The following is a 21,124-nucleotide window of genomic DNA, read 5'->3' as shown; positions in this document are numbered from 1 at the left end:
GATGGCCCTGGCAATTTTTGATCTGGACGAAACCCTGATCCACGGCGATTGCGCCACCCTCTGGAGCGAGCAGATGGGGCGCCTGGGCTGGGTCGATCCAGAGTCGTTCATGCGTCGCAACAATGAGCTGATGGACGCCTACAGCCACGGCAAGCTGCGCATGGAAGAATACATGGACTTCAGCCTGGAACCGATGATCGGCCGCACCCCGGAAGAAATCGAACACCTGGTGACGCCGTGGGTGGAAGACTTCATCGAACCGATTATCTTCAGCGATGCCACCAAAACCATCGCCGAACACCGCAAGGCCGGTGACCGGATCCTGGTGATCTCCGCCTCCGGCACGCACCTGGTCAAGCCGATTGCCGAACGCCTGGGCATCGATGAGATCCTGGCGATTGAGCTTGAGGTGAGTCATGGAGTGTACAGCGGCAAGACCGTCGGCACCCTGACCTATCGCGAAGGCAAGATCGCACGACTGCTGGACTGGCTGGATGCCGAGGAAGAAAACCTTGAGGGCGCAAGTTTCTATTCCGACTCGCGCAACGACCTGCCGCTGCTACAGCGGGTGGACTTCCCCCATGTGGTAAACCCGGATGCGGTGTTGAAGGCCCATGCCGAATCGGCCGGGTGGCCGATTCATACCTGGAAATAAGCCCCCCTGTGGGAGCGAGCCTGCTCGCGATTGTGGTGTGTCAGTTAAATCAATGCCTGCTGATCCATCGCAATCGCGAGCAGGCTCGCTCCCACACAGGTTTAGCCTAGCCCAGCAACAGCCACAGGCTCCAGCCGAGCAACAACACACCGCAGATACGACTGAGCCAGAGTCCCTGCGGCAGGTTCTTCTCCAGCAGGATGAAGGCACCGATCACTGCCACCCAGAGCAGGTTCATCACGCCGACCACGAACAGCAGGCCCATCAGGGCCCAGCAGCAGCCCAGGCAGTAAGCGCCATGGGCCAGTCCCATGCGCCAGCCGCCGAGCACGCCGGGGCGCCAGTAGCCCAGAAGAAAATGCAGTGGCCCGCGACAATGCTCAAGGCAGACCGCCTTGCTTGGCGACCACTGATAGATGCCTGCGACCAGCAGCAGGCCAGCGCCCAGCGCGGTACTGCTGCTGCGCATCCCCGGACTGAGCAAGGCCAGCCGCTCGAGCGCCCATTGCAGCGCCGTGGCGCCCAGGGCGAAACCAACCCAGACCAGGCCATAGGCGCTGCAGAACAGCAGCAGGGCCAGGTGTCGCTGCGGTGCCGGCATGCGCTTGCGCAGCATCTGCTGGTAGATCAGCAACATGGGCAAGGCGCTGGGTAACATCATGCCGATCATCATCACCGCCCACATGGCGAACATCAGCAGCGCATCGCCCAGGCTCCAGGGCATGAGCATACCGGCCATTGCCGCATCGGCCATGCCGCCCGGCGCACTCATGTCACGGGCCATCTGCAGCAGTATCAGCCAGGCCAAGGCGGTCAGCGCGAGCAGACAGAGCAGGAACAACAACTGCTCGCCTGTCAGTCGCTTGCTCTGCGCCGCCGCCTGGGGTTCTGCCATCTTTACGGCTCTATGCCATGACCGGTGAAATGCACGTGGGCGAGGTGGCTATGGCTGTCCTGGGATTGAAGCTTGAGCGCTGAATGCGTCTGGTAGCTGCCGCTGGCCACTTCAGCCTCAAGGAACTCGAAGCCGTTGGGCAGGGACAGGCGGACTCGATGAGGTGAACCGTCGATCGGGCTGCGGATCGGCTCGCCGCTGGCCTGCAATACGCCGGGAATGTCCAGGTGCGCCAAACGCTGATCGACATCGATGGACAGGGTGATGGGCACGAACTGCGGTTCGAACATTTCACTCATGGTGCTGCTGAACACCTGAAACACATTGGCCCCGGGGTCGCTCTCCAGGCCAGAGAGGATGGTCAGCAGGGCCTGGCGTTGCGCCTCGTCGGCGCGTTCATCGATGAACACCTGACAACTGCCGTTGCCCTCATGGATGGCGCCCGGCCAAGCGAAGGTGGCGGCCCAACACAAGCCTCCCAGTGCCACTTGATTGAAATACCCGTGTTCCACCCGCATCGACGCCACCGCGTGGCAGTGGCCATGGGTCGGTGGCGCATCGAATTGACAGGGACAGCCCCAATTGCAGTTGCAGGCAATGAATTCGACGCCCTGCATACGCCATTCGGCGATGGTCATGATCAACCTCTTCACCTGGTGGGTGAAATGAAAGCTGCGGTTACCCCCATCCCTCCATTAATTAACGCTAGCAGGGTGCGCGCATCGGCTATGGGCTGCCGACCAAAGGTCGGTTTGCCTGGGTTCGCCGCCAGGTGAATCTTGCTGGTATTGCCGACTCGACCTTTCCCTACCCCTCATCCCTGCCATTGGCCGCACCTGCTCTGTGCTGGTGAGGCTGCGAAACGGCAGTAGGCTAGAGCTAGAGGCCGCAAAACACCTGCATCGCATTCAGGGCCGTATCATCCCCACTGCCCTGATCGGGCTCCACCTTGGTCTGGAATCCCCTCACCTTCTTGGCACCGAGGCCATCGAGGCAACTGTAGAATCCGGTCCATTCTCCCCACGCCGCTGGCGGATCACCTACCAGGGTTTGCGACCCACAACTCATCTTGATATTGCCGGCGGCAGTATCGTCCTTCGACCCCTTTTCCTTGTCCCGCCCCTGAAGCCGCTCCACCTGAATGGCAAACGCGATGACGGGATGCTCACGACAAATATAGTCATCGCCCCAACTGCCCCACTTCCCCTCAAGGCTTCGGATGTAAGTTTTCGTTCCGTTGACCCCACTTTTGCATATAAGCTGAACCGCATTCAGTGCGCTGTCGTCGCCGCTGCCTTGATAGGGTTCACTTTTGAGTCGAAACCCCCAGACATATTGCCCTTGGGGGCAGTATGCCGCCGTCCCCCAATCTCCCCATGGTCCTTGTTCTGATGTGTCTGAAGGCACTTGCCCTCGGGCGGCCTCAACGACGATCAACGAAAGTGCACAAACCAGCACGTGTAGGGCGATTTGATCTGACATGGCAGCGCCCTACTTAAACCTGAAAAAGGTGTTTGCCAGATCCAGAATTACTTTTTCGTCTTGCCTGTCCATATCGCCGTCGCCATCAATGTCGGTTTTGACATTAACGTCAACATCCTCCAGGGTCAGGCGGAGTTCTTTCGTAGCCATCACAACACCTCTTCTGGTAGTGGACACTTATCTATTACTCTCGAAATTCACTCTAGGGCGCCTTTAGATGCGGTGTCTACTGTCAGACTTTACAGGTCGCTCAAGCTAACCGACAGATGGCGCTATTTCTTCCTTTGACCTGTTATTTCTAACAGTAGACGCATGGCTGTATCCGCAGGTTAATAACTCCACGTTCTGTTTTGACTCGACAGTCACCCCACGACGGGAGCCCTCATGAGCAAGTACTTTGAACAGTGGAACTTTACCCACGCCAGCATAAAGGCACTCACGGCCCTCGCGCTCGCCGTATTATTTGGTTGCGCCACTCAACTGCCGTCGCCACCGCCCGACATTCAGTCTTCCAGTAGTTATGAGCGCTCCGGTGAGGAAACAGCTCAAAAACTGACCACGGCTTATCACAATACCGCCGCCAACTGCGGCACGCCCACCACGCCAGCCTTTCTCTGCTCAGGGGTAACGCTACGCATCACTAAAACCAGCAATAATTACGATCCATGGGATCATAGCGACTTCTCAAGAAAAACCGACGCAGTCTCATTTTCTTATTTGAGAGCCGATACAAAGTTTGTTCGCACTCCATGGTATGGGCTCAATGGTTTGATTTTTTATCCTTATTTAAATGCCCCTTCCGGAAAAATAAAACCCGAAGTGATCTGCTTCTTCCCTCTCGACGGTGATACGTTTTATCGCGATGCCGCTGGGCAGTATGGATGCAGAGACAGTATCGTGCCTCCGCGAGTATTTGCTGATAGCACGCCTTGTCGAGAGCAAAACATTACCACCGCGGAACAATGGGTGGCTCATTATCGAAAGGTCTCTCAATATAGAACCGCGCACTCCTGCGCCTTTATGGTAACGAGCAGCCTGGATGCAGAGGCGGTCCAAGGCTTCAACCAAGCCATTCGGGTTCGTTCATTGATCCCCACTGAGGCTTTTGCCGATCACAACGAGCTGCGCATCAAAGCCTGGCCTGAAAATCAGCCCGGCGTATTGCCGATTCAGGCCTTCTTCTACATCGATACAGGGCTGGCGAATGCCCGAATCGACCAACAGAAATATTACGACCGCACCGGGGGCATGGTGGTCCCCATCATTCGTTTGACCTTACCCAGCACCGCGTCTGCAGATGCCACGTTTGTCTATAACGCCGCGGACCAGGCTGTCCTTCCCATCACCCCGGGGAAACTCAAACCCAAGGTTCCCAAAGCTTATAACGCAGCGGGCGACCACCTGAAAATGAGCGATATCTATACCGACGCTCATGTGGATGTTGAAATACCTCACTACACCGGTATGCATGGAACCGATACCATCCGGGCGCGCTGGCAGGGTCGGGTCAACTACAACAGTCCAATTATCCCCGTCGGTGATCCCCCCGGAAAAAGACTGATCTCAATTCCTCGTCTGGAAGTTGTCGACAATATCGGTCGCTCTGTCGAGGTCGGCTATTCCGTCAAGGAAAAAGGGGTTGGTGAGACGATAGAGTCAGACAGGCTGACACTGCATATCGATCCGCAAGCAGTTCATCCATTACCCGCCCCCAGTTACACGGCTTCCAAAGTGACCGTGAACTATGGAGGCCAGACTGGTTATACCGTCAGGGTCCGATGGGTGGGTGTGACAACGCGCGACACTGAAACCCAGGATGTGACCACTGGCCAGGCCAATGTATTTAATATCCCCAGTGCCTGGATAAGCGAAAACAGCGGAAAAACGGTATTGATCAATTACTCGATTGTCCGCAAGAACAGCAGTGAGCAACGGATGTTCTCGCAAGTCCTCAGAGTTAACGTTGCCCGTGCAGGTTTGTAACGTCCGCCACTTAACTGAGCAAGGCCGACAACGGTACACACAGATCCAAGGGTTGCGGTGAACCATTCCTGGCTCACCGCCCACCTCCATCGCCCATCAGCTCAGCCCATCAAAAGGTCAATCTCAGCACCCGCGAGAACATCGTGAGTCCGCTACTGCCTGCCTGCCAGACCGAGTAGTTCACCAATACGGTCTTGCCCTGACTTTGCGTGATCCACGCGGCGGGGACATTGTATTGATAGGCCTGGCCGGTAAATACATCCTCTTCCGGCCCTTCAAGGGCCACCCCATCGATCGTCCATCTCACTCTGATTTTGTAGCCGGTCTTTATATCGGCGTGATCCACGGTGATTCTTCTCGCGGCACTGGAGTACGTCGGGGTATGCAGATTCAGGGCTTGAGGATCGATGTGCAAGGTCAGACGCTGCGACTCCAGCGTCTCGCTGCTGGCGTTTTCCTTGACGCTATAACCCACCGTCACGGAGGAGCCGATATTGTCGATCACTTCCAGTCGGGGAATCCGTAGCCGCCTGGGCCCTGGGTTGGGTCCTACCGGGGTTATCGCACCGTCGTGATAGCCGACCCGACCTTCCCAGCGGACCTTGAGCGAGTGAATAGAATCCATGCCCTTGTAATGCGGCACTTCAACTTCCAGGTACGGGTCATAGTAGATATCGCTCATCCGCAGGCGATCATTCGCCGGCGGGTTGTAGGCCTTGGGTACCAACGGTTTGAGCAGATCGAGTTTTACCGTGAAGTTGCGCGTGGCTGAGGGCGGCAAGCCACTGCCATAAAGCGCCTCGACGCGCAGACGATGGCCCCCGGACAACAATCTGTTCACTGGAAACTCCCAACTGCCGCTACCCGGTACATCGACAGTACCCAACAACGTGCTGCCATCGAATACTCTTATTTTCTCGTTGCCCTGAGCCCTACCGGACATGATCACATTCGGCCATGGCGTCGTCGAATTGTTCGCAATCTCCCGCCCGTCACCGCCCTTCACGCTCTCCAGCGTCGGAGCGACAATTGCCCTGACGGTAAAACGTCGTTCAGAGGATTCCACGCCGCTGCCATAAAGGGCCTTGGCCTTGAGAACATAAAGCTTGTCGGCAAGCCCGCTGAGCGCCACGCTCCAGATGCCAGTCGTGGCATCCGCCAGGGCGGGTGCGCTGATGGGCACGGGGTTACCCGTATCAAAGAGTTGGACCCGCTCGCCCTTGCTCGCCGTACCGGTGACCATGACACTTGTCTCAGCGGTATTGCCCCCCGGAGCAATACTGCCCTTGGAGTCACGGATATCGCTGATGGCCGGCTCATTGAAGGTCAGTCTCAGTACCCGTGAGAACATCGTGAGTTCGCTACTGCCCGTTCGCCTGACCGAGTAGTTCACCAGGACGGTCTTGTCTTGGCCCAGCCCGACCCACTCGGCGGGAACCTCATAGTGATAAGGCTGCCCGGTGTGCAGATCCTCTTCCGGCCCCTCAAGCGCCAGATCATCGATCGTCCATCTCACTCTGATTTTGTAGCCGGTCCTGATATCGGCGTGATCTACGGTGACTCTCCTCGCGGTGCGCGAATACGTAGGGGCCGGCAGATCCAGGGCTTGCGGATCGATGTGCAAGGTCAAGCGTTGCGACTCGAGCGTATCGGTGCCATCGTCTTCCTTGACGCTATAACCCACCGTCACGGAACCGCCGATATTGTCGATCACTTCCAGCCTGGGAACCCGTAGCCGCCTGGACCCCGGGTTGGGTCCTACCGGGGTTATCGGGCCGTCGTGATAGCCGACCCGGCCTTCCCAGCGGACCTTGAGCGAATGAATGGAGTCCATGCCCTTGTAGTGCGGGACTTCAACTTCCAGATACGAGTCGGCGTATATGTCACTCATCCGGATGCGATCATTCGCCGGCGGGTTATAGGCTTTGGGTATCAAGGGTTTGAGCAGGTTGAGCCGGACCGTGAAACGGCGAGTGACGGACGGGGGAAGACCGCTGCCATAAAGCGCCTCGACACGTAGACTATGTGGCCCTGACAACAGTCTATTCAGCGAATATTGCCAGCGGCCATTATCGGGCACATCGACGGTCCCCAACGACGTGCTGCCATCAAACACCTCGACTCGCTCGTTACCCTGTGCCCTGCCGAACACGGTCACGTTCGGCCATTGGGTTATCGTGTTATCTGGTATTTCGACCTGGTCTGCGTCCTTCACATTTTCCAGAGTCGGTGCGGCAATCGCCCCGATGGTCAGCGAACGCACCCGCGAGTAACGCGGCACTTCTGCGCCGCGCTTGAGGTAATAGTCGACGTCCACCGTGCCGTTCAAGTTGTCGAGCACATAACGGTAAGCCACGGTGAACGGCACCGGGGCTCCCGCTGAGTTGGCATTGAGCGGCCGCTCGTCAACCGGCGCACTGACGCGCGAGCCTCTCCAGCGCAAGCCGATAATGTCACCGGGCACGGTGTCAGTGAAGGGAACAATGACATTGGGCCCCACATCGGGATTCACCTTCTCCGGGTCCAGCACATCGTTGCTGTCGGCCTCGATAACGTTGGGCTTTACCATTTCCGGTTGCCCGCTGCCCACGGACAGTTGCAGCTCCAAGGATTTACGTTGGCGATTGATCCAGTAATAAACCGTGAGCGAGCCGCCATCGAGTTTCTTGATTTCGGCCTTGTTCACATTACGCAGGACCGGTTGGCCATCCGCCTCAGAACCGACGTAGGCGTTATCGTCGAAGCTGGTCGAGCCATTATTGGCATCAAGGCCTTCAAACACGATGTAGAGATGGTCGCCGGGCTGGCGGCCTGGGTAATAGGGGATTGAGACGGTGTAGAAATTCAGATCCGGGTCCAGGGTACTCCCCGTCACGCCGACAAAACTTGGGGCGGCGGGCCGGAGGATCTCGCCGACAACCGTCACGGAGGCATTGTTCGATGGATGATCCGCTTCGCCGCTCCTGATTCGCAGGTAAGACACCGACGCTCGGCCCTTGGCGATGGCGACCACATCTTCATTGGGGATCGAAAAGTCGTATTGGAACGGCACGTATTCGACGGTTTTGTCGAGGGGCCCGACGATGACTTGGGAATCACCTTGTGCAGGTGTGCCGACCCAGGTCAGGCGCAGGGTATCGCCCACCAAATAGTCGGTTCGGTTGGTGTACACCCGGCAAATGACGTCGGCGCCCGCCAGTTGTTCGAGGTCGATCGTTTGGGTGGGGATCTCGTTGACCAACACTTGCGGTGCATCAAGGCGGTTACCGTTCAGATCGACCACCACAGGGGTAGTGGCAGACCAGGGTGCACGCTCGTCGGGGTAGTTGTTACAGACATCCACCACCTGATAGGCAACGATGACCTCGCCGTCCTCTCCCTCCTCGATCTTCGTTCTGTCGACATGAATCGGGATATCGGTGTCCACCTCACCCGGCAGGACGGTGTGCTCCACCGTCGCCTTGCCCCAGGCCAGGTAAATGCGGTCGTTCTTGCGCATGTTTTCGTAGTGATGGATGGTGACCACCACCCCGGCGTCGGCTTCGATGGGGCCGACCCCGTTGTCGATAATCTCCTGGGGAAGGGTGTAGCGCAGGCCCGAATGCCCGGGTGTGGTCGGGTCAGCGTCATAGCCGCCGGGGCGATTAAGCTTGACCAGATACTTCTTCGGTGGCGAGTCCACGGGGGTTTGCGAGGGGCGGGTCACGCTGTAGAACACCGGGTTGGCATCGCCCTCGATGAGAAGGCCCGCGCTGAGAGGAATCCGCAACCGATCGGGGGGATTGTCATCGATGGTGGCGGTCCAGACCGGGGTTTGTGCGTTGTTCCAGTAGAAGGCAATCGCGTCGCCGTCGCCGTTGGGGAACCAGATATCGACGTAGCATTTCAACCCACCCTCGACCAGCCCGACCCCGATACCGCCGTCGTAGTCTTCGAAGGGAAGCGCTATGTTGGGGATGTACGGCTCATCAAGGTTCAGTGGTTGGTTGTTGTCTGGCTCGGCAGGGTCGGATGACTTTTTCATGAAAATACCCTTGCATCGGGTGTTCCGCCGCAGAGGGGGCGTGGCCTACAACCGGTGGGGTTATTAACGGGCGGATGGGGTGTTGCGTCTACTGTCAGGAATGACAGTAGACGGGGGAGACTGAGGCCGTTTATCGGTTAGTAAAGGCTTTGGTAGCGTTGCGTTGCTGCAAATTGTGGGTGTAAAAACACACCAGCATCTATCAAGAGAGAGCGCCATGAGTACCATCCGCTTCGGATGGTTCTGGCCAGCCAGGGCGGTGCGACCGACGAGATCTTTCCCGTGGCGAGGGAGCGAGCTCCCCCGCCACAGGGTTTTGTGGAGAGCCGGCTAACGCGGATCGACGTTATCCAGCGCCCGATTCGCCAGCAACCCTCCCAGCTCGATCAACTGCTGAATACCCAGCGCCACATGCCGACGTGAACCCTCCAGCTCGAACGCCAGATCACTGATCATGGCATCGGCCGAAGCCAGGGTTTCACTGAGGTTGGCGAGCAGGCATTCGGTGTCGATGCCGTTGATCACGGTGAAGAGCTTAGCGGGTGCGGGATCGGCCTCCGCCTTTTCCGGTTTTGGCTTCAGATAGAAGTCGAGGGCGCGCTCGGCGGCTTCGTCGAGTTTTTTAGCGGCGGCGGTTTTGTGCGGGGATGTTGGATCGGTGTCCGGTGGGTTGGGGGTTGCTTTGAACATGATTGAAGCTCCGATGCATTTGACAAGGAGCCATCACCCATTCGCTACCAAACGGAGGGTGGCGGCCATACGAAGGTTGGTAGACCGGGCATCGGAGCCGGCGCCTCCGAAGAGACCCTGCGCATGGCCACCAGAAAGCAAAGTGCATGGCTGCACTCGCAGGAGGTGACGCTATGCACCGACAACCCGGGCTACCAAACCCGATCGCTGATTTGTCAGCGACCTGGAAACGATAAAGTCCGGCCTATAGGCGCACAAGCCGGCGGATTCTGGCGCAGTTGTAGGCAATGGCGCAAGGCGGTGTAGTCGCTCCTGCAACGTCCTACATCGGAGCTTACAATTTGACCATTTCCCACGTTCCTGCGTGGGAAAATCGGCAGGGATGCTCCCCGTTCCGCTTTAAATAAGTCCATCACATTTTTTGCGTCACCTGTTTTCGGAAGAGGGAAGCCGCGACCTTTATTGGTTAGTAAAGGCTTTGCTCGCGTTGCGTGGCTGCAAAAGATAGGTGTATAAACACACAAACACCTATCAAGGGGAACACCATGAGTACCATCCGTTGGAATGTCGCCGTCTCGGCCGACACCGACCAGTCGCTTCGGATGTTTCTGGCCAGCCAGGGCGGTGGCCGCAAAGGCGACCTGTCGCGCTTTATTGAAGAAGCGGTACAGGCACACATTCTGGAGCTGACGGCCGAACAAGCCAAGGCCGCAACAGCCAATCTGAGCGAAACGCAATTGACCTCAATGGTCGATGAAGCTCTCGACTGGGCACGTAAGCGCTGATGCGGGTTGTGTTGGATACCAACATCCTGTTCAGCGCTCTGATTTCGCCACACGGTGCGCCCGATGCTATTTACCGCGCCTGGCGAGCGGCGCGTTTCGAAGTGGTGACCTCGCGGATGCAACTCGATGAAATCCGTCGGGCCAGCCGCTATCCCAAGCTCCAGGCCATCCTTCAGCCCGCTAAAGTGGGCGCCATGATCAATAACCTGCAACGGGCAGTCGTACTGGAGCGTCTGGCCATCGAGGTCGAAGCCGATGATCCGGATGACTCATTTTTACTGGCGATGGCCCTTGCAGGTGACGCGGACTATCTGGTAACCGGTGATCGCCGCGCCGGTCTCCTGCAGCGTGGGCACATAGGACGCACGCGGATTGTCACGCCTACCGAGTTTTGTGCCGAGATGCTGTGATCGATCGGGATTTTCCCCGAGACGTCGGTCCGCACCAGCGGGGAGTAAGGTGCACAAGCTGGCGGACTCTTGCGTAATTGTAGGCAACGGCGCAAGACGGGCAGTCCGAGGGGGTAGGATGGGGTGGGACACAGTTTCGGCAAGTTCGGGGCTGTGAAAGCGAGTTTCTTCGCTTTCACAGGACTTCTGATAGATAAATGCGTTCCCTTATCCGCTTCTTCGTCCCCAAATTGGCAATGCTACTCCTCAGCTATTGAGCGGTTCGAATGCCAGCATACGGGGAAATAGCCTAGTACCATCGTCATGAAAGGACAGAGAGCCAGGCCTTTCTGTTGTCATCACATATGCCGAAATAGCGGATCTGCCGTTACTGTAGAACCATATATGCGCGACCCCCGTGAATTGATCATTCGGCTGTGGGCCCGAGGGTCTTGTTTCGATCAGTCCTTCAAAAGTTCCAAAATTCTGCGGAAAGGCCTCAAGGAGGTCCTGTATAGGTTTTGTCGGTTCCCATCCAACTTCGCGTGCCCATGCGTGCACGTCCGCAGCGGTCGTGAACCCTTCACGTCTTAACAGTCGGTGTATATTCTGGACGACCACCCCATAACGCGCCTCTGTACCGACGGAGTCCCTAACCACAATCGTAGTCCCACCGTTCCGAAGACCGGTTACCTTGCCCGCTTCAGATACAGATGCAGTTTGTTGATTAAGCGAGGTATAGGTATAGGGTGGAACTCCGCCGGTGGGAATACGGATACCTGTATTGTTGGGAACCTCTCGCTCCACCAAACCGAACGATTGAAAAAACTTGATGCCGTCCAAGAGCATGGTTGAAGGATCCAGAGTCATGGGGGGACTTACGTTGACGGTATAGGTCCGCAACGGAAAGGCAACAGCCTCGCTCTGGCTGGTGCTGCGATCGAAAGTAACCTCCAGCACCACCTTGAGCTCAGAACCGTCGCGCAGTTTTTCAAGCTCGCTGCGCAACAGCGCTTTAGAGAGGCCGGCTGTTACTTCGCTCGAAATAACCGCTGAACTGGAGTAAAGCGTAATCGTATAGTCCGAACCATTCTGCGCAGTACCTTCAACACGCAACCAAACACGTTGTCCCGCCGCGATTAACGGCCATGGCGCGACGGTAACGCGGGCATCGCCCGTGAAATTGCCCAGATTCAGCTCGCTACCGATACCATTTTGTGCCGCCTGCGGAATCAGCGGCATGCCAAGACTGGCCTCGGGTATGGCCTGCACCGCCAGATTAAGCGAAGCCGACGGCGGCGATTCACCGTCGCGAGTCACGGTATAGGTCACCGTCACTGGCTTGCCCAGGTTGAAGGCAATCACCGAAACCGGCATCGCAATTTCCCGATCAGGCGGCAGCACCTGCGCCGGAGTGGTGTCGGACCCGCCTCCAGCAGTGCCCGCCCAGGTCACGCTGACTTGATCGCCCGGCTGCACCCCGTAATCCGGTATCACCACGGTCAGCTTGTCCTTGCCCGCCACCGGGTTTAATTGCTGAGTCGGTGCAGTACCGGTGGCTTCCTTGACGCTTGGCGCCGACAGGTTCATGGCTGTGCCAATGGTCAATGTGCGCACCCACGAGTAACGCGGCACTTCTGCGCCGCGCTTGAGGTAGTAGTCGACGTCCACCGTGCCGTTCAAGTTGTCGAGCACATAACGGTAAGCCACGGTGAACGGCACTGGGGCTCCCGCTGAGTTGGCATTGAGCGGCCGCTCGTCAACCGGCGCACTGATGCGCGAGCCTCTCCAGCGCAGCCCGATAATGTCATCGGGCACGGTGTCGGTGAAAGGAACAATGACATTGGCCCCCACATTGGGATTCACCTTGGCCGGGTCCAGCACATCGTTACTGTCGGCCTCGATAACGTTGGGCTTTAACATTTCCGCTTGCCCGCTGCCCACGGCCAGTTGCAGCTCCAAGGATTTACGTTGGCTGTTGATCCAGTAATAAACCGTGAGCGAGCCGCCATCGAGTTTCTTGATTTCAGCCTTGTTCACATTACGCAGGACCGGTTGGCCATCCGCCTCAGAGCCGACGAACGTATTAATGTCGAAGTCGGTCGGGCGGTTACTGGCATCAAGGCCTTCAAACAGGATGTAGAGATGGTCGCCGGGCTGGCGACCTGGGTAATAGGGGATTGAGACGGTGTAGAAATTCAGGTCCGGGTCCAGGGCACTGCCCGTCGCCTCGATAATGTCGGGTCTGGCCGGCTGCTGGATGTCGCCGACGACCGTCACGGAAGCATTGTTCGATGGACGATCCGCTTCGCCATTTCTGATCCGAACGTAGGACACCGACGCTCGGCCTTTGGCGATGGCGACCACGTCTTCATTGGGGATCGAAAAGTCGTATGGAAACGGCACGTACTCGACGGTTTTGTCGAGCGGCCCGACGATGACCTGGGAATCACCCTGTGCAGGCGTGCCGACCCAGGTCAGGCGCAAGGTATCGCCCACCAGATAGTCGGTTGGGTGGGTGTACACCCGGCAAATGACATCGGCGCCCGCCAGTTGTTCGAGGTCGATCGTCTGGGTGGGGATACCATTGACCAGCACCTGCGGTGCATCGAGGCGATTACCGTTCAGATCGACCACCACGGTGGTATCGGCAGACCAGGGCGCGCGTTCATCAGGGTAGTTGTTGCAGACATCCACCACCTGATAAGCGATGGTGACCTGCCCCTCACGACCAGCCTCGATCGTCGCTCTGTCGACATGAATGGTGATATCCGTGTCCACCTCGTCCGGCTGGACAAGGTGCTCCACCGTCGCTCGCCCCCAGGCCAGGCGAATACGGTCGTTCTTGCGCATGTGTTCATAGTGAAAGATGGTGATGTCCACCCCGGCGTCGGCTTCGCTGGGGCCGACACCGTTGTCGATAATCTCCTGGGGCACCTCATAGCGCAGCCCGGAATGGCCGGGGATTGACGGTTGATCGTCATAGCCGCCGGGGCGATTAAGCTTGACCAGAAACTTCTGCCGTGGCGAGTCCACGGGAGTTTGCGAGGGACGGGTCACGCTGTAGAACACCGGGTCGACATCGCCTTCCCGGACAAGTCCCCTGTTGAGCTGAATCGGCAGCCGATCAGGGGGATTATCATCGATGGTGTGGTTCCAGACCGGGGTTTGTGCGTTGTTCCAGTAGAAGGCAATCGCGTCACCGTCACCGTTGGGGAACCAGATATCGACGTAGCATTTCAACCCATCCTCGACCAGCCCGACCCCGATGCCGCCGGCGTAGTCTTCGAACGCAGGGGCCATGTTGGGGATGTGCAGCGGATCAAGGCGCAATAAGTTGTCATTGCCTGATGCGGCAGGGTCAGCAGACTTTTTCATGGAAATACCCTTGCGTCGGGTGCTCGCCGCAGAGGGGGCGTGGCCTACAACCGTGGGGTTATTAACGGGCGGATGGGGCGTTGCGTCTACTGTCAGGAATGACAGTTTGCAGGGGTAAGCAGAGGCCGTTTATCGGACAATGCAGGTGCAAGCGACAAAGCGCCTACCGGGACTGGGCTGGCGGTGTCCACGCTGAATGCCACACACCGCCATCGCGAGCAGGCTCGCTCCCACTGGTCCGCACCCGGCTCCGGGAGTCAGCTCAGGCTCTCATCGATCACCAACACCAACTTCCCAGACACCTTATTGGTCGCCAGCTCCGCAAACGCCGCTTCGGCATCCTTGATCGCAAAGGTCCTGGCCAGTTGCGGGCTCAGGCGTTTGTCGGTGAACAGCGGCCACACCTGGTGCCCCAGCTCACTGATCAGGTCGGCCTTGAACTGATCATCACGACTGCGCAAGGTCGAGCCGAGCAATTGGATACGCTTGCCCAGTACCTGCGCCAGATCGAGTTCGGTCGAGCGCCCGCCCATCAGGCCGATCAACACCCAACGGCCGTCAACTGACAAAAGTTTCACGTTCAACGCAGCGTAGTTCGCGCCCACCGGATCGAGGATCACATCGAAGGGGGCGAAGTCGTTCAGGCTCTCGAGGCCATCGGTGCGTATCACACCGCCCTGGGCCCCCAGCGCCTCGCAATAACTCAGACGATCAGCCGAACCGACGCTGACCCAGCACGGGTTGCCAAAGGCCTTGCACAACTGGATCGCGGCCGAACCGACACCGCTGGCCCCGGCGTGCAGCAGCACTTTTTCCCCCGGCTTGAGTGCAGCCAGCTGAAACAGATTGAGCCACGCGGTGCTGTAAACCTCAGGCAGCGCGGCCGCCTCAGCCAGGGATAACCCTTCGGGCACCGGCAGGACATGCCGGCCATCGACCACCACCTCTTCGGCCATCCCGCCGCCGGCCAGCAGGGCGCAAACGCGATCGCCAATCTGCCACGAGGAGCCCGCTCCGACCTCGCTGATCACCCCGGAGCACTCCAGGCCCAGCACCTGGCTGGCACCGGGCGGCGGCGGATAATGTCCGGCCTTTTGTAACAAATCGGCTCGATTCAGACCGGCGGCCGCCACACGGATGCGGACTTGCCCTACATCACACGTCGGACTTGGCTCATCTGCCCATACCACTTGGCCTTCAACGCCTTGCAATGCTTTCACGGTGCCTCCATAGTGAGTCTCGACTGGGCCCGCTGCTGTAACGCCGGGCTTTCTTGCATTATGCGCCCGGGCCACATGGAACCGGCGACTTCAAAGACGGCCTAATATGCGTTATCAATTGTCCCTGCGTCGAATCAGCATGAAGCACCTGTTCCCCAGCACCACCCTCGCGCTTGTCATTGGCCTCGGTCTGTTGCCGCTGTCGAGCGATACGTTCGCAGCCAATAGCTGGGACAAGCTTCAGCCCGATCGCGACGAGGTGATTGCCAGCCTCAACGTCGTTGAATTGCTCAAGCGCCATCATTACAGCAAGCCGCCGCTCGATGACGCGCGCTCGGTCATCATCTACGACAGCTACCTGAAGCTGCTTGATCCCTCGCGCAGCTATTTCCTGGCCAGCGACATCGCTGAATTCGACAAGTGGAAAACCCAGTTCGACGATTTCCTCAAGAGCGGCGACCTGAACGCCGGGTTCATCATCTACAAGCGCTACCTGGATCGCGTGAAGGCGCGTCTGGATTACACCCTTGCCGAGTTGAACAAAGGCGTCGACAAGATCGACTTCAATACCAAGGAAACCTTGCAGGTGGATCGCAAGGACGCCGCCTGGCTCAGAAGCACCGCTGAACTTGACGACCTGTGGCGCAAACGCGTCAAGGACGAAGTGTTGCGCATGAAGATCGCCGGCAAGGACTCCAAGCAGATCCAGGAAACCCTGACCAAACGCTACAAGAACCAACTGGCCCGTCTGGACCAGACTCGCGCCGAAGATATCTTCCAGGCGTACATCAATACCTTCGCCATGTCCTACGACCCGCACACCAATTATCTGTCGCCCGATAATGCGGAAAACTTCGACATCAACATGAGCCTGTCCCTGGAAGGCATCGGCGCGGTGCTGCAGAGCGACAACGATCAAGTGAAGATCGTGCGCCTGGTGCCGGCAGGACCTGCCGACAAGACTAAACAGGTCGGCCCGGCGGACAAGATCATTGGTGTCGCCCAGGGCAACAAGGAAATGGTCGACGTGGTCGGCTGGCGCCTGGACGAAGTGGTCAAGCTGATCCGCGGCCCGAAAGGCTCGGTGGTGCGCCTGGAAGTCATCCCGGCCAGCAATGCGCCGAACGACCAGACCAGCAAAGTCGTGGCCATCACCCGTGAAGCGGTGAAGCTGGAAGAGCAGGCTGCAAAAAAATCCGTCCTCAAACTGAAACAGGACGGCAAGGACTACAAGCTCGGTGTGATCGAGATCCCGGCTTTCTATCTGGACTTCAAGGCCTTCCGCGCCGGTGATCCGAACTACAAGAGCACCACGCGCGATGTGAAGAAGCTGCTGACCGAGTTGCAGAAGGAAAAAGTCGACGGTGTCGTCATCGACTTGCGCAACAACGGCGGCGGCTCCCTTCAGGAAGCTACGGAACTGACCAGCCTGTTCATCGACAAGGGCCCGACCGTGCTCGTGCGTAACGCCGATGGCCGCGTGGATGTGCTCGAGGATGAAAATCCGGGGGCGTTCTACAAAGGCCCAATGGCCTTGCTGGTCAACCGTCTGTCGGCATCGGCATCGGAGATTTTCGCCGGCGCCATGCAGGACTATCACCGGGCACTGATCATCGGCGGCCAGACCTTCGGCAAAGGCACCGTGCAGACCATCCAGCCGCTCAACCATGGCGAACTGAAGCTGACCCTGGCCAAGTTCTACCGGGTTTCCGGCCAGAGCACCCAGCACCAGGGTGTACTGCCGGACATCGATTACCCGTCGATCATCGACACCAAGGAAATCGGTGAAAGCGCCCTGCCCGAGGCCATGCCGTGGGACACCATCCGGCCTGCGATCAAGCCGGCGGTGGATCCGTTCAAGCCATTCCTGGCGCAACTCAAGTCCGATCATGACGCTCGCACGTCCCAGGACGCGGAGTTTGTCTTCATTCGCGACAAGCTGGCTTTGGCGCAGAAGTTGATGCTGGAGAAAACCGTCACCCTCAACGAAGCCGAGCGTCGCGCACAGCATGCCGACATCGAAGCCAAGCAACTGACCATGGAAAACCTGCGACGCAAGGCCAAGGGTGAAGAGCCGCTCAAGGAACTGAAGAAAGAGGATGAAGACCTGATCGCCGAGCCGGAAAAAACCAAACCGGAAGACGATGCCTACCTGAGCGAGACCGGTCGTATCCTCATCGATTACCTGAAACTCAACACGGCGATTGCCAAGCACTGACATGATGGCCATTTAATGCTGACGCTCCCCGGAGCGTCATCAAACTGACATCATTCTGTCGTGAAATACAGGACCGGGCGCCCCCTTGAACGGGTGGCGCCCAGTCCTTTTTTTATCGCCAGAGATTGCCATGACCACGACAGAACAGCTGAGTGCCTTGAGTTCGATCCTGGCTCAAAGCGGTTTACACAGCCTGTTCCAACCCATCATTTGCCTTTCCGAACGGCGCATCGTCGGTTATGAAGCCCTGACCCGGGGCCCGTCCAACAGCCCGCTGCACTCGCCCATCGCCCTGCTTTCCGTGGCCCGCCAGGCCGGACGCCTCAGTGAGCTGGAACTGGCCTGCCGACGCAGCGCCTGCCAACGTTTCAATGAGCAGAAACTGCCGGGCAAGCTGTTCCTCAACGTCTCGCCCGAATCCCTGCTCGAAGCCGCCCACCAGACCGGACGCACCTTGCAACTGTTGCAAGATTTCGGCATCCCGCCCAGCCAGGTGGTGATCGAACTGACCGAACAAACGCCGATCGATGACTTTCAACTCCTGCAAACCGCCCTGCATCATTATCGGGCCATGGGTTTCTCCATCGCCCTGGACGATCTGGGCGCCGGGTATTCGAGCCTGCGGCTGTGGTCCGAATTGCGCCCCGATTATGTGAAGATCGACCGGCACTTCATCGACGGTATTCACCAGGACGCCCTCAAGCGCGAATTTGTCGGCTCGATCCTGAAAATCGCCCGGGCTTCCCGCGCCCAGGTGATTGCCGAGGGAATCGAACTGCCGGAAGAACTGGCGGTATTGATAGAGATGGGCGTCGACCTGGTTCAGGGTTATCTGCTCGCTCGCCCACAGGAGCAGCCCTCCCGTGACGCCAGGGCGCTGATGCCCCGGCAGGACGCCGGCGGCGCGGTGGCATTGACCGACGAAGTCAACGACCTCGGGGCGCTGCTCAACGAACAACCGGCGGTGGCCCACGACACGCCGACGGCCACCGTGCTGGAGGCGTTTCGACGCCAGGCCAACCTCAACTCCCTGGCGGTACTGGACGATCAGGACCAGCCCTGCGGCATCGTCCATCGTCACTCCCTTTCGGATGCCTTGCTCAAACCCTTCGCCACCGACCTGTTCGCCCGCAAACCCATCAGCCGCCTGATGAGCGATGACTTCCTGGCGGTGGAACTGAACCAATCGTTGCAACAGGTTAGCCGCCTCATCACCAGCCGCGCCCGACAACGCATCGAAGAAGACTTCATCATCACCCTCAACGGCAGTTACCTGGGCTTGGGCCGGGTGATCGACGTGCTCAAGCTCATCACCGAACTGAAAATCCAACAGGCCCGCTACGCCAACCCGCTGACCCTGCTGCCGGGTAACGTGCCGATCCAACAATGCCTGACACGCCTGCTGCAACAACGACAGGAATCAGTGATCTGCTACGTGGACATCGACAGCTTCAAACCCTTCAACGACATCTACGGCTACGGCCGCGGCGATGAAGTCCTGCTGTGCCTGGCCCAATGCCTGAACGAACGCATCGATCCCAGCCGCGACTTCGTCGGTCACATCGGCGGCGACGACTTCCTGCTGGTCCTCGGTCCGGAAGACTGGCGCAAACGCCTGAATCAACTACTGAGCGACTTCCAGACCCACTGCCGCCGCTTCTACCGCCCCGAGCATCTGGAAGCCGGCTGCTTCACCGCGCTGAATCGGCAGGGCGTTCGACAGGAATTTGCCTTGCTGTCGCTGTCGATTGGGGTGGTGCATTTGCGGGCTGAAGCCTGTGGGGAACTGGATGCCAGCCAGTTGGCGGAACTGGCTTCGCAGGCCAAGCATCATGCCAAGGAGATTTTGGGGGGGAGCGTGTACTTGGTTGATGGTTTGGCTGAGCGGGAGGTTGTGGTGGGGTTGGGGTTGTCGGTGTGAGTGAGTCCCGCATTGGCCTGAACGCCTGGCGATAACCCCTGTGGCGAGGGAGCTTGCTCCCGCTGGGCTGCGCAGCAGCCCCCTTCTGCACACACCTCGGTGTGCCTGGTTGATCGAGTAGGCTGTTTTAGGGCCGCTTCGCAGCCCAGCGGGAGCAAGCTCCCTCGCCACAAAAGCGGTTCAGTGGTGTGTTAGCTTCATTTATAGCTTGATGTTTCATTCTGAAACTATTGAACTTGGTGCTACAGTTAACACGTCATGCTTTATGACAGCCGCTAAGCCAAGCACTGCTGCGACGACAAACTAGCATTCGTCAAGATCGACATTATTACTGCTAAGAATTTCAAGAATGTGGTTCAGCCAAGCTTCAGCGGATTCCCAGTCCAGCCAATAACAATAATTGCACGGCATTTCATCCATAAGAAACTCTCGAAGCTCCTCCTCTCCAAAATTCATAATTAACAATGTCAGAATTTCTTTTTTTACCGCCTCAATAGTTTGCGGCACCGACTCCGATACAAACAAATTCACTACGTCATCAGGCTCGGATGATTCGCACATCCAGTCTTGATGAAAGTAACAGCCAAAGAATTGAAAGAGTTCCGGATAATTATTTTTCATTTTTTTCAACATATCCCGTAAGCAAATTATATCCAATAGGTGATTCTTTGGATTTTTTAAGCACCAACACCACAACAGATAGAGGTTCCAGCTCTCCACTTTTCCGTATAACACCGACTCCAACTGGAGCAGGAAAAGATTGCTGCAACAATAATTTCTTTTCAGGTTTTTTCAAAAACTCATCAATTTCTGTTTTTTTTGTTTTTAACACGCTGGAGACCGATAACTCAGCCGTTGCTCTATCAGGGAATGTCGATGCGGTAGGCACATAAGGCTCTGAATCAAGGCGCTCTCTTAACTGAGCTTCAGAACGACCTATGTGCTTTTTCATCAAATGTCCGCCTCGAGCCTCATGCGCAGCCAAACCTCCCCCCGGCACAATCTCGCTGAACGGTCCATCAGCTTCGATATCGCCAGGGCACCGACAGGCCAACCCCAACGGATCCACCCACCCCGTCGGGTTCAGGGTGTAGCGATACCCGTTGAGGCCACCCGCCAGCTTGCTCGGGTCAGGTGTCAGGTAGCGGCCGGTTTCCGGATTGTAGTAGCGGTGCCGGTTGTAGTGCAGGCCGCTTTCGGGGTCGAAGTATTGGCCCTGGAAACGCAGCGGTTGTTCCAGCTGTTCGCCGCCGCCGTGGACCAGTTCGGTGGTTTTGCCGTAGCCGCTGTAGCGTGCCGACCAGACGATGGTGCCGCCGTAGTTGGTCAGTTCCTGGGGTGTGCCCAGGTGGTCGAGGTGGTAGTAGAACGGGCAGGCGTTCGGGCCTTTGCCGTCGAGCAGGGCCAGTGGGCGGAAGGTGCCCGGTTCGTAGACGTAGCTGCGGTGGTGGCGCGGGCTGCTTTCGGCGACGACCTGGTCGCCT

Annotated in this window: 16 protein-coding genes; 6 read left to right on the top strand and 10 right to left on the bottom strand. The window is 58.0% G+C overall.

Annotated elements, in window-relative coordinates; all coding sequences use genetic code 11:
* Position 1 precedes the first annotated feature (1 nt).
* Entirely contained in the window at positions 2-655 is a 654-nt protein-coding gene (locus PSEUDOMOFG3G_RS05405; protein ID WP_047229651.1) for an HAD family phosphatase, read from the top strand.
* A 106-nt stretch (positions 656-761) separates the two neighbouring features.
* Here PSEUDOMOFG3G_RS05405 and PSEUDOMOFG3G_RS05400 read toward each other — a convergent pair whose 3' ends face one another.
* The 4 genes from PSEUDOMOFG3G_RS05400 to PSEUDOMOFG3G_RS05385 form a co-directional block, all read right to left on the bottom strand.
* Positions 762-1,550 carry a DUF2182 domain-containing protein gene (locus PSEUDOMOFG3G_RS05400; protein ID WP_139049404.1) on the bottom strand — a complete coding sequence of 263 codons (789 nt, stop codon included), beginning with the start codon at positions 1,548-1,550 and terminating at the stop codon, positions 762-764.
* 2 nt (positions 1,551-1,552) lie between these two features.
* Entirely contained in the window at positions 1,553-2,188 is a 636-nt protein-coding gene (locus PSEUDOMOFG3G_RS05395) for a DUF1326 domain-containing protein (RefSeq protein WP_139049403.1), read from the bottom strand.
* A 241-nt stretch (positions 2,189-2,429) separates the two neighbouring features.
* Positions 2,430-3,032 carry a hypothetical protein gene (locus PSEUDOMOFG3G_RS05390; protein ID WP_139049402.1) on the bottom strand — a complete coding sequence of 201 codons (603 nt, stop codon included), beginning with the start codon at positions 3,030-3,032 and terminating at the stop codon, positions 2,430-2,432.
* Positions 3,033-3,041: 9 nt separating this feature from the next.
* Positions 3,042-3,182, bottom strand: a complete 141-nt coding sequence (locus PSEUDOMOFG3G_RS05385; RefSeq protein WP_171061334.1) for a hypothetical protein — start codon at positions 3,180-3,182, stop codon at positions 3,042-3,044.
* A 234-nt stretch (positions 3,183-3,416) separates the two neighbouring features.
* Here PSEUDOMOFG3G_RS05385 and PSEUDOMOFG3G_RS05380 point away from each other — a divergent pair, with 234 nt between their 5' ends.
* Positions 3,417-5,015 (top strand): hypothetical protein, encoded by a 1,599-nt coding sequence (locus PSEUDOMOFG3G_RS05380; RefSeq protein WP_139049401.1) that lies wholly within the window; start codon positions 3,417-3,419, stop codon positions 5,013-5,015.
* Positions 5,016-5,124: 109 nt separating this feature from the next.
* Here PSEUDOMOFG3G_RS05380 and PSEUDOMOFG3G_RS05375 read toward each other — a convergent pair whose 3' ends face one another.
* Both PSEUDOMOFG3G_RS05375 and PSEUDOMOFG3G_RS05370 read right to left on the bottom strand, forming a co-directional pair.
* Positions 5,125-9,039, bottom strand: coding sequence for a hypothetical protein (locus PSEUDOMOFG3G_RS05375; RefSeq protein WP_139049400.1), 3,915 nt, complete (start codon positions 9,037-9,039; stop codon positions 5,125-5,127).
* Positions 9,040-9,369: 330 nt separating this feature from the next.
* Positions 9,370-9,729 (bottom strand): DUF6124 family protein, encoded by a 360-nt coding sequence (locus PSEUDOMOFG3G_RS05370; RefSeq protein WP_139049399.1) that lies wholly within the window; start codon positions 9,727-9,729, stop codon positions 9,370-9,372.
* 545 nt (positions 9,730-10,274) lie between these two features.
* Between PSEUDOMOFG3G_RS05370 and PSEUDOMOFG3G_RS05365 the strand changes: the two genes are divergently transcribed.
* Complete coding sequence (locus tag PSEUDOMOFG3G_RS05365) at positions 10,275-10,514, top strand: ribbon-helix-helix domain-containing protein (RefSeq protein ID WP_092459033.1); 240 nt, start codon at positions 10,275-10,277, stop codon at positions 10,512-10,514.
* Complete coding sequence (locus PSEUDOMOFG3G_RS05360) at positions 10,514-10,924, top strand: putative toxin-antitoxin system toxin component, PIN family (protein ID WP_139049398.1); 411 nt, start codon at positions 10,514-10,516, stop codon at positions 10,922-10,924. Before PSEUDOMOFG3G_RS05365 ends, PSEUDOMOFG3G_RS05360 begins: the two co-directional genes overlap by 1 nt.
* A 246-nt stretch (positions 10,925-11,170) precedes the next feature.
* Here the strand turns inward: PSEUDOMOFG3G_RS05360 and PSEUDOMOFG3G_RS05355 are convergent, their stop codons facing one another.
* A complete protein-coding gene (locus PSEUDOMOFG3G_RS05355; protein ID WP_139049397.1) occupies positions 11,171-14,281 on the bottom strand; it encodes an Ig-like domain-containing protein in 3,111 nt (1,036 codons plus the stop codon).
* A 257-nt stretch (positions 14,282-14,538) separates the two neighbouring features.
* On the bottom strand, positions 14,539-15,501 hold the full coding sequence (locus PSEUDOMOFG3G_RS05350) for a zinc-binding dehydrogenase (RefSeq protein WP_139049396.1): 963 nt from the start codon (positions 15,499-15,501) through the stop codon (positions 14,539-14,541).
* Between the two features lie 139 nt (positions 15,502-15,640).
* On the opposite strand from PSEUDOMOFG3G_RS05350, the gene PSEUDOMOFG3G_RS05345 reads away from it, so the two are divergent.
* Together PSEUDOMOFG3G_RS05345 and PSEUDOMOFG3G_RS05340 are read left to right on the top strand one after the other, a co-directional pair.
* Positions 15,641-17,719 carry a carboxy terminal-processing peptidase gene (locus PSEUDOMOFG3G_RS05345; protein WP_171061335.1) on the top strand — a complete coding sequence of 693 codons (2,079 nt, stop codon included), beginning with the start codon at positions 15,641-15,643 and terminating at the stop codon, positions 17,717-17,719.
* 130 nt (positions 17,720-17,849) lie between these two features.
* A complete protein-coding gene (locus PSEUDOMOFG3G_RS05340) occupies positions 17,850-19,640 on the top strand; it encodes a bifunctional diguanylate cyclase/phosphodiesterase (protein ID WP_139049394.1) in 1,791 nt (596 codons plus the stop codon).
* A gap of 303 nt (positions 19,641-19,943) precedes the next feature.
* Here PSEUDOMOFG3G_RS05340 and PSEUDOMOFG3G_RS05335 read toward each other — a convergent pair whose 3' ends face one another.
* Together PSEUDOMOFG3G_RS05335 and PSEUDOMOFG3G_RS05330 are read right to left on the bottom strand one after the other, a co-directional pair.
* Positions 19,944-20,261, bottom strand: a complete 318-nt coding sequence (locus PSEUDOMOFG3G_RS05335; protein ID WP_139049393.1) for a contact-dependent growth inhibition system immunity protein — start codon at positions 20,259-20,261, stop codon at positions 19,944-19,946.
* A partial coding sequence (locus tag PSEUDOMOFG3G_RS05330) for an RHS repeat-associated core domain-containing protein (RefSeq protein WP_177500504.1) occupies positions 20,251-21,124 on the bottom strand: 874 nt, incomplete at its 5' end. The genes PSEUDOMOFG3G_RS05335 and PSEUDOMOFG3G_RS05330, both read right to left, overlap by 11 nt.

The organism is Pseudomonas sp. FG-3G (assembly GCF_901007645.1).
Lineage (GTDB): Bacteria > Pseudomonadota > Gammaproteobacteria > Pseudomonadales > Pseudomonadaceae > Aquipseudomonas > Aquipseudomonas rhizophila.
Note: the sequence above shows the minus strand (reverse complement) of the source record. Positions and strands in the feature narration are given on the sequence as shown.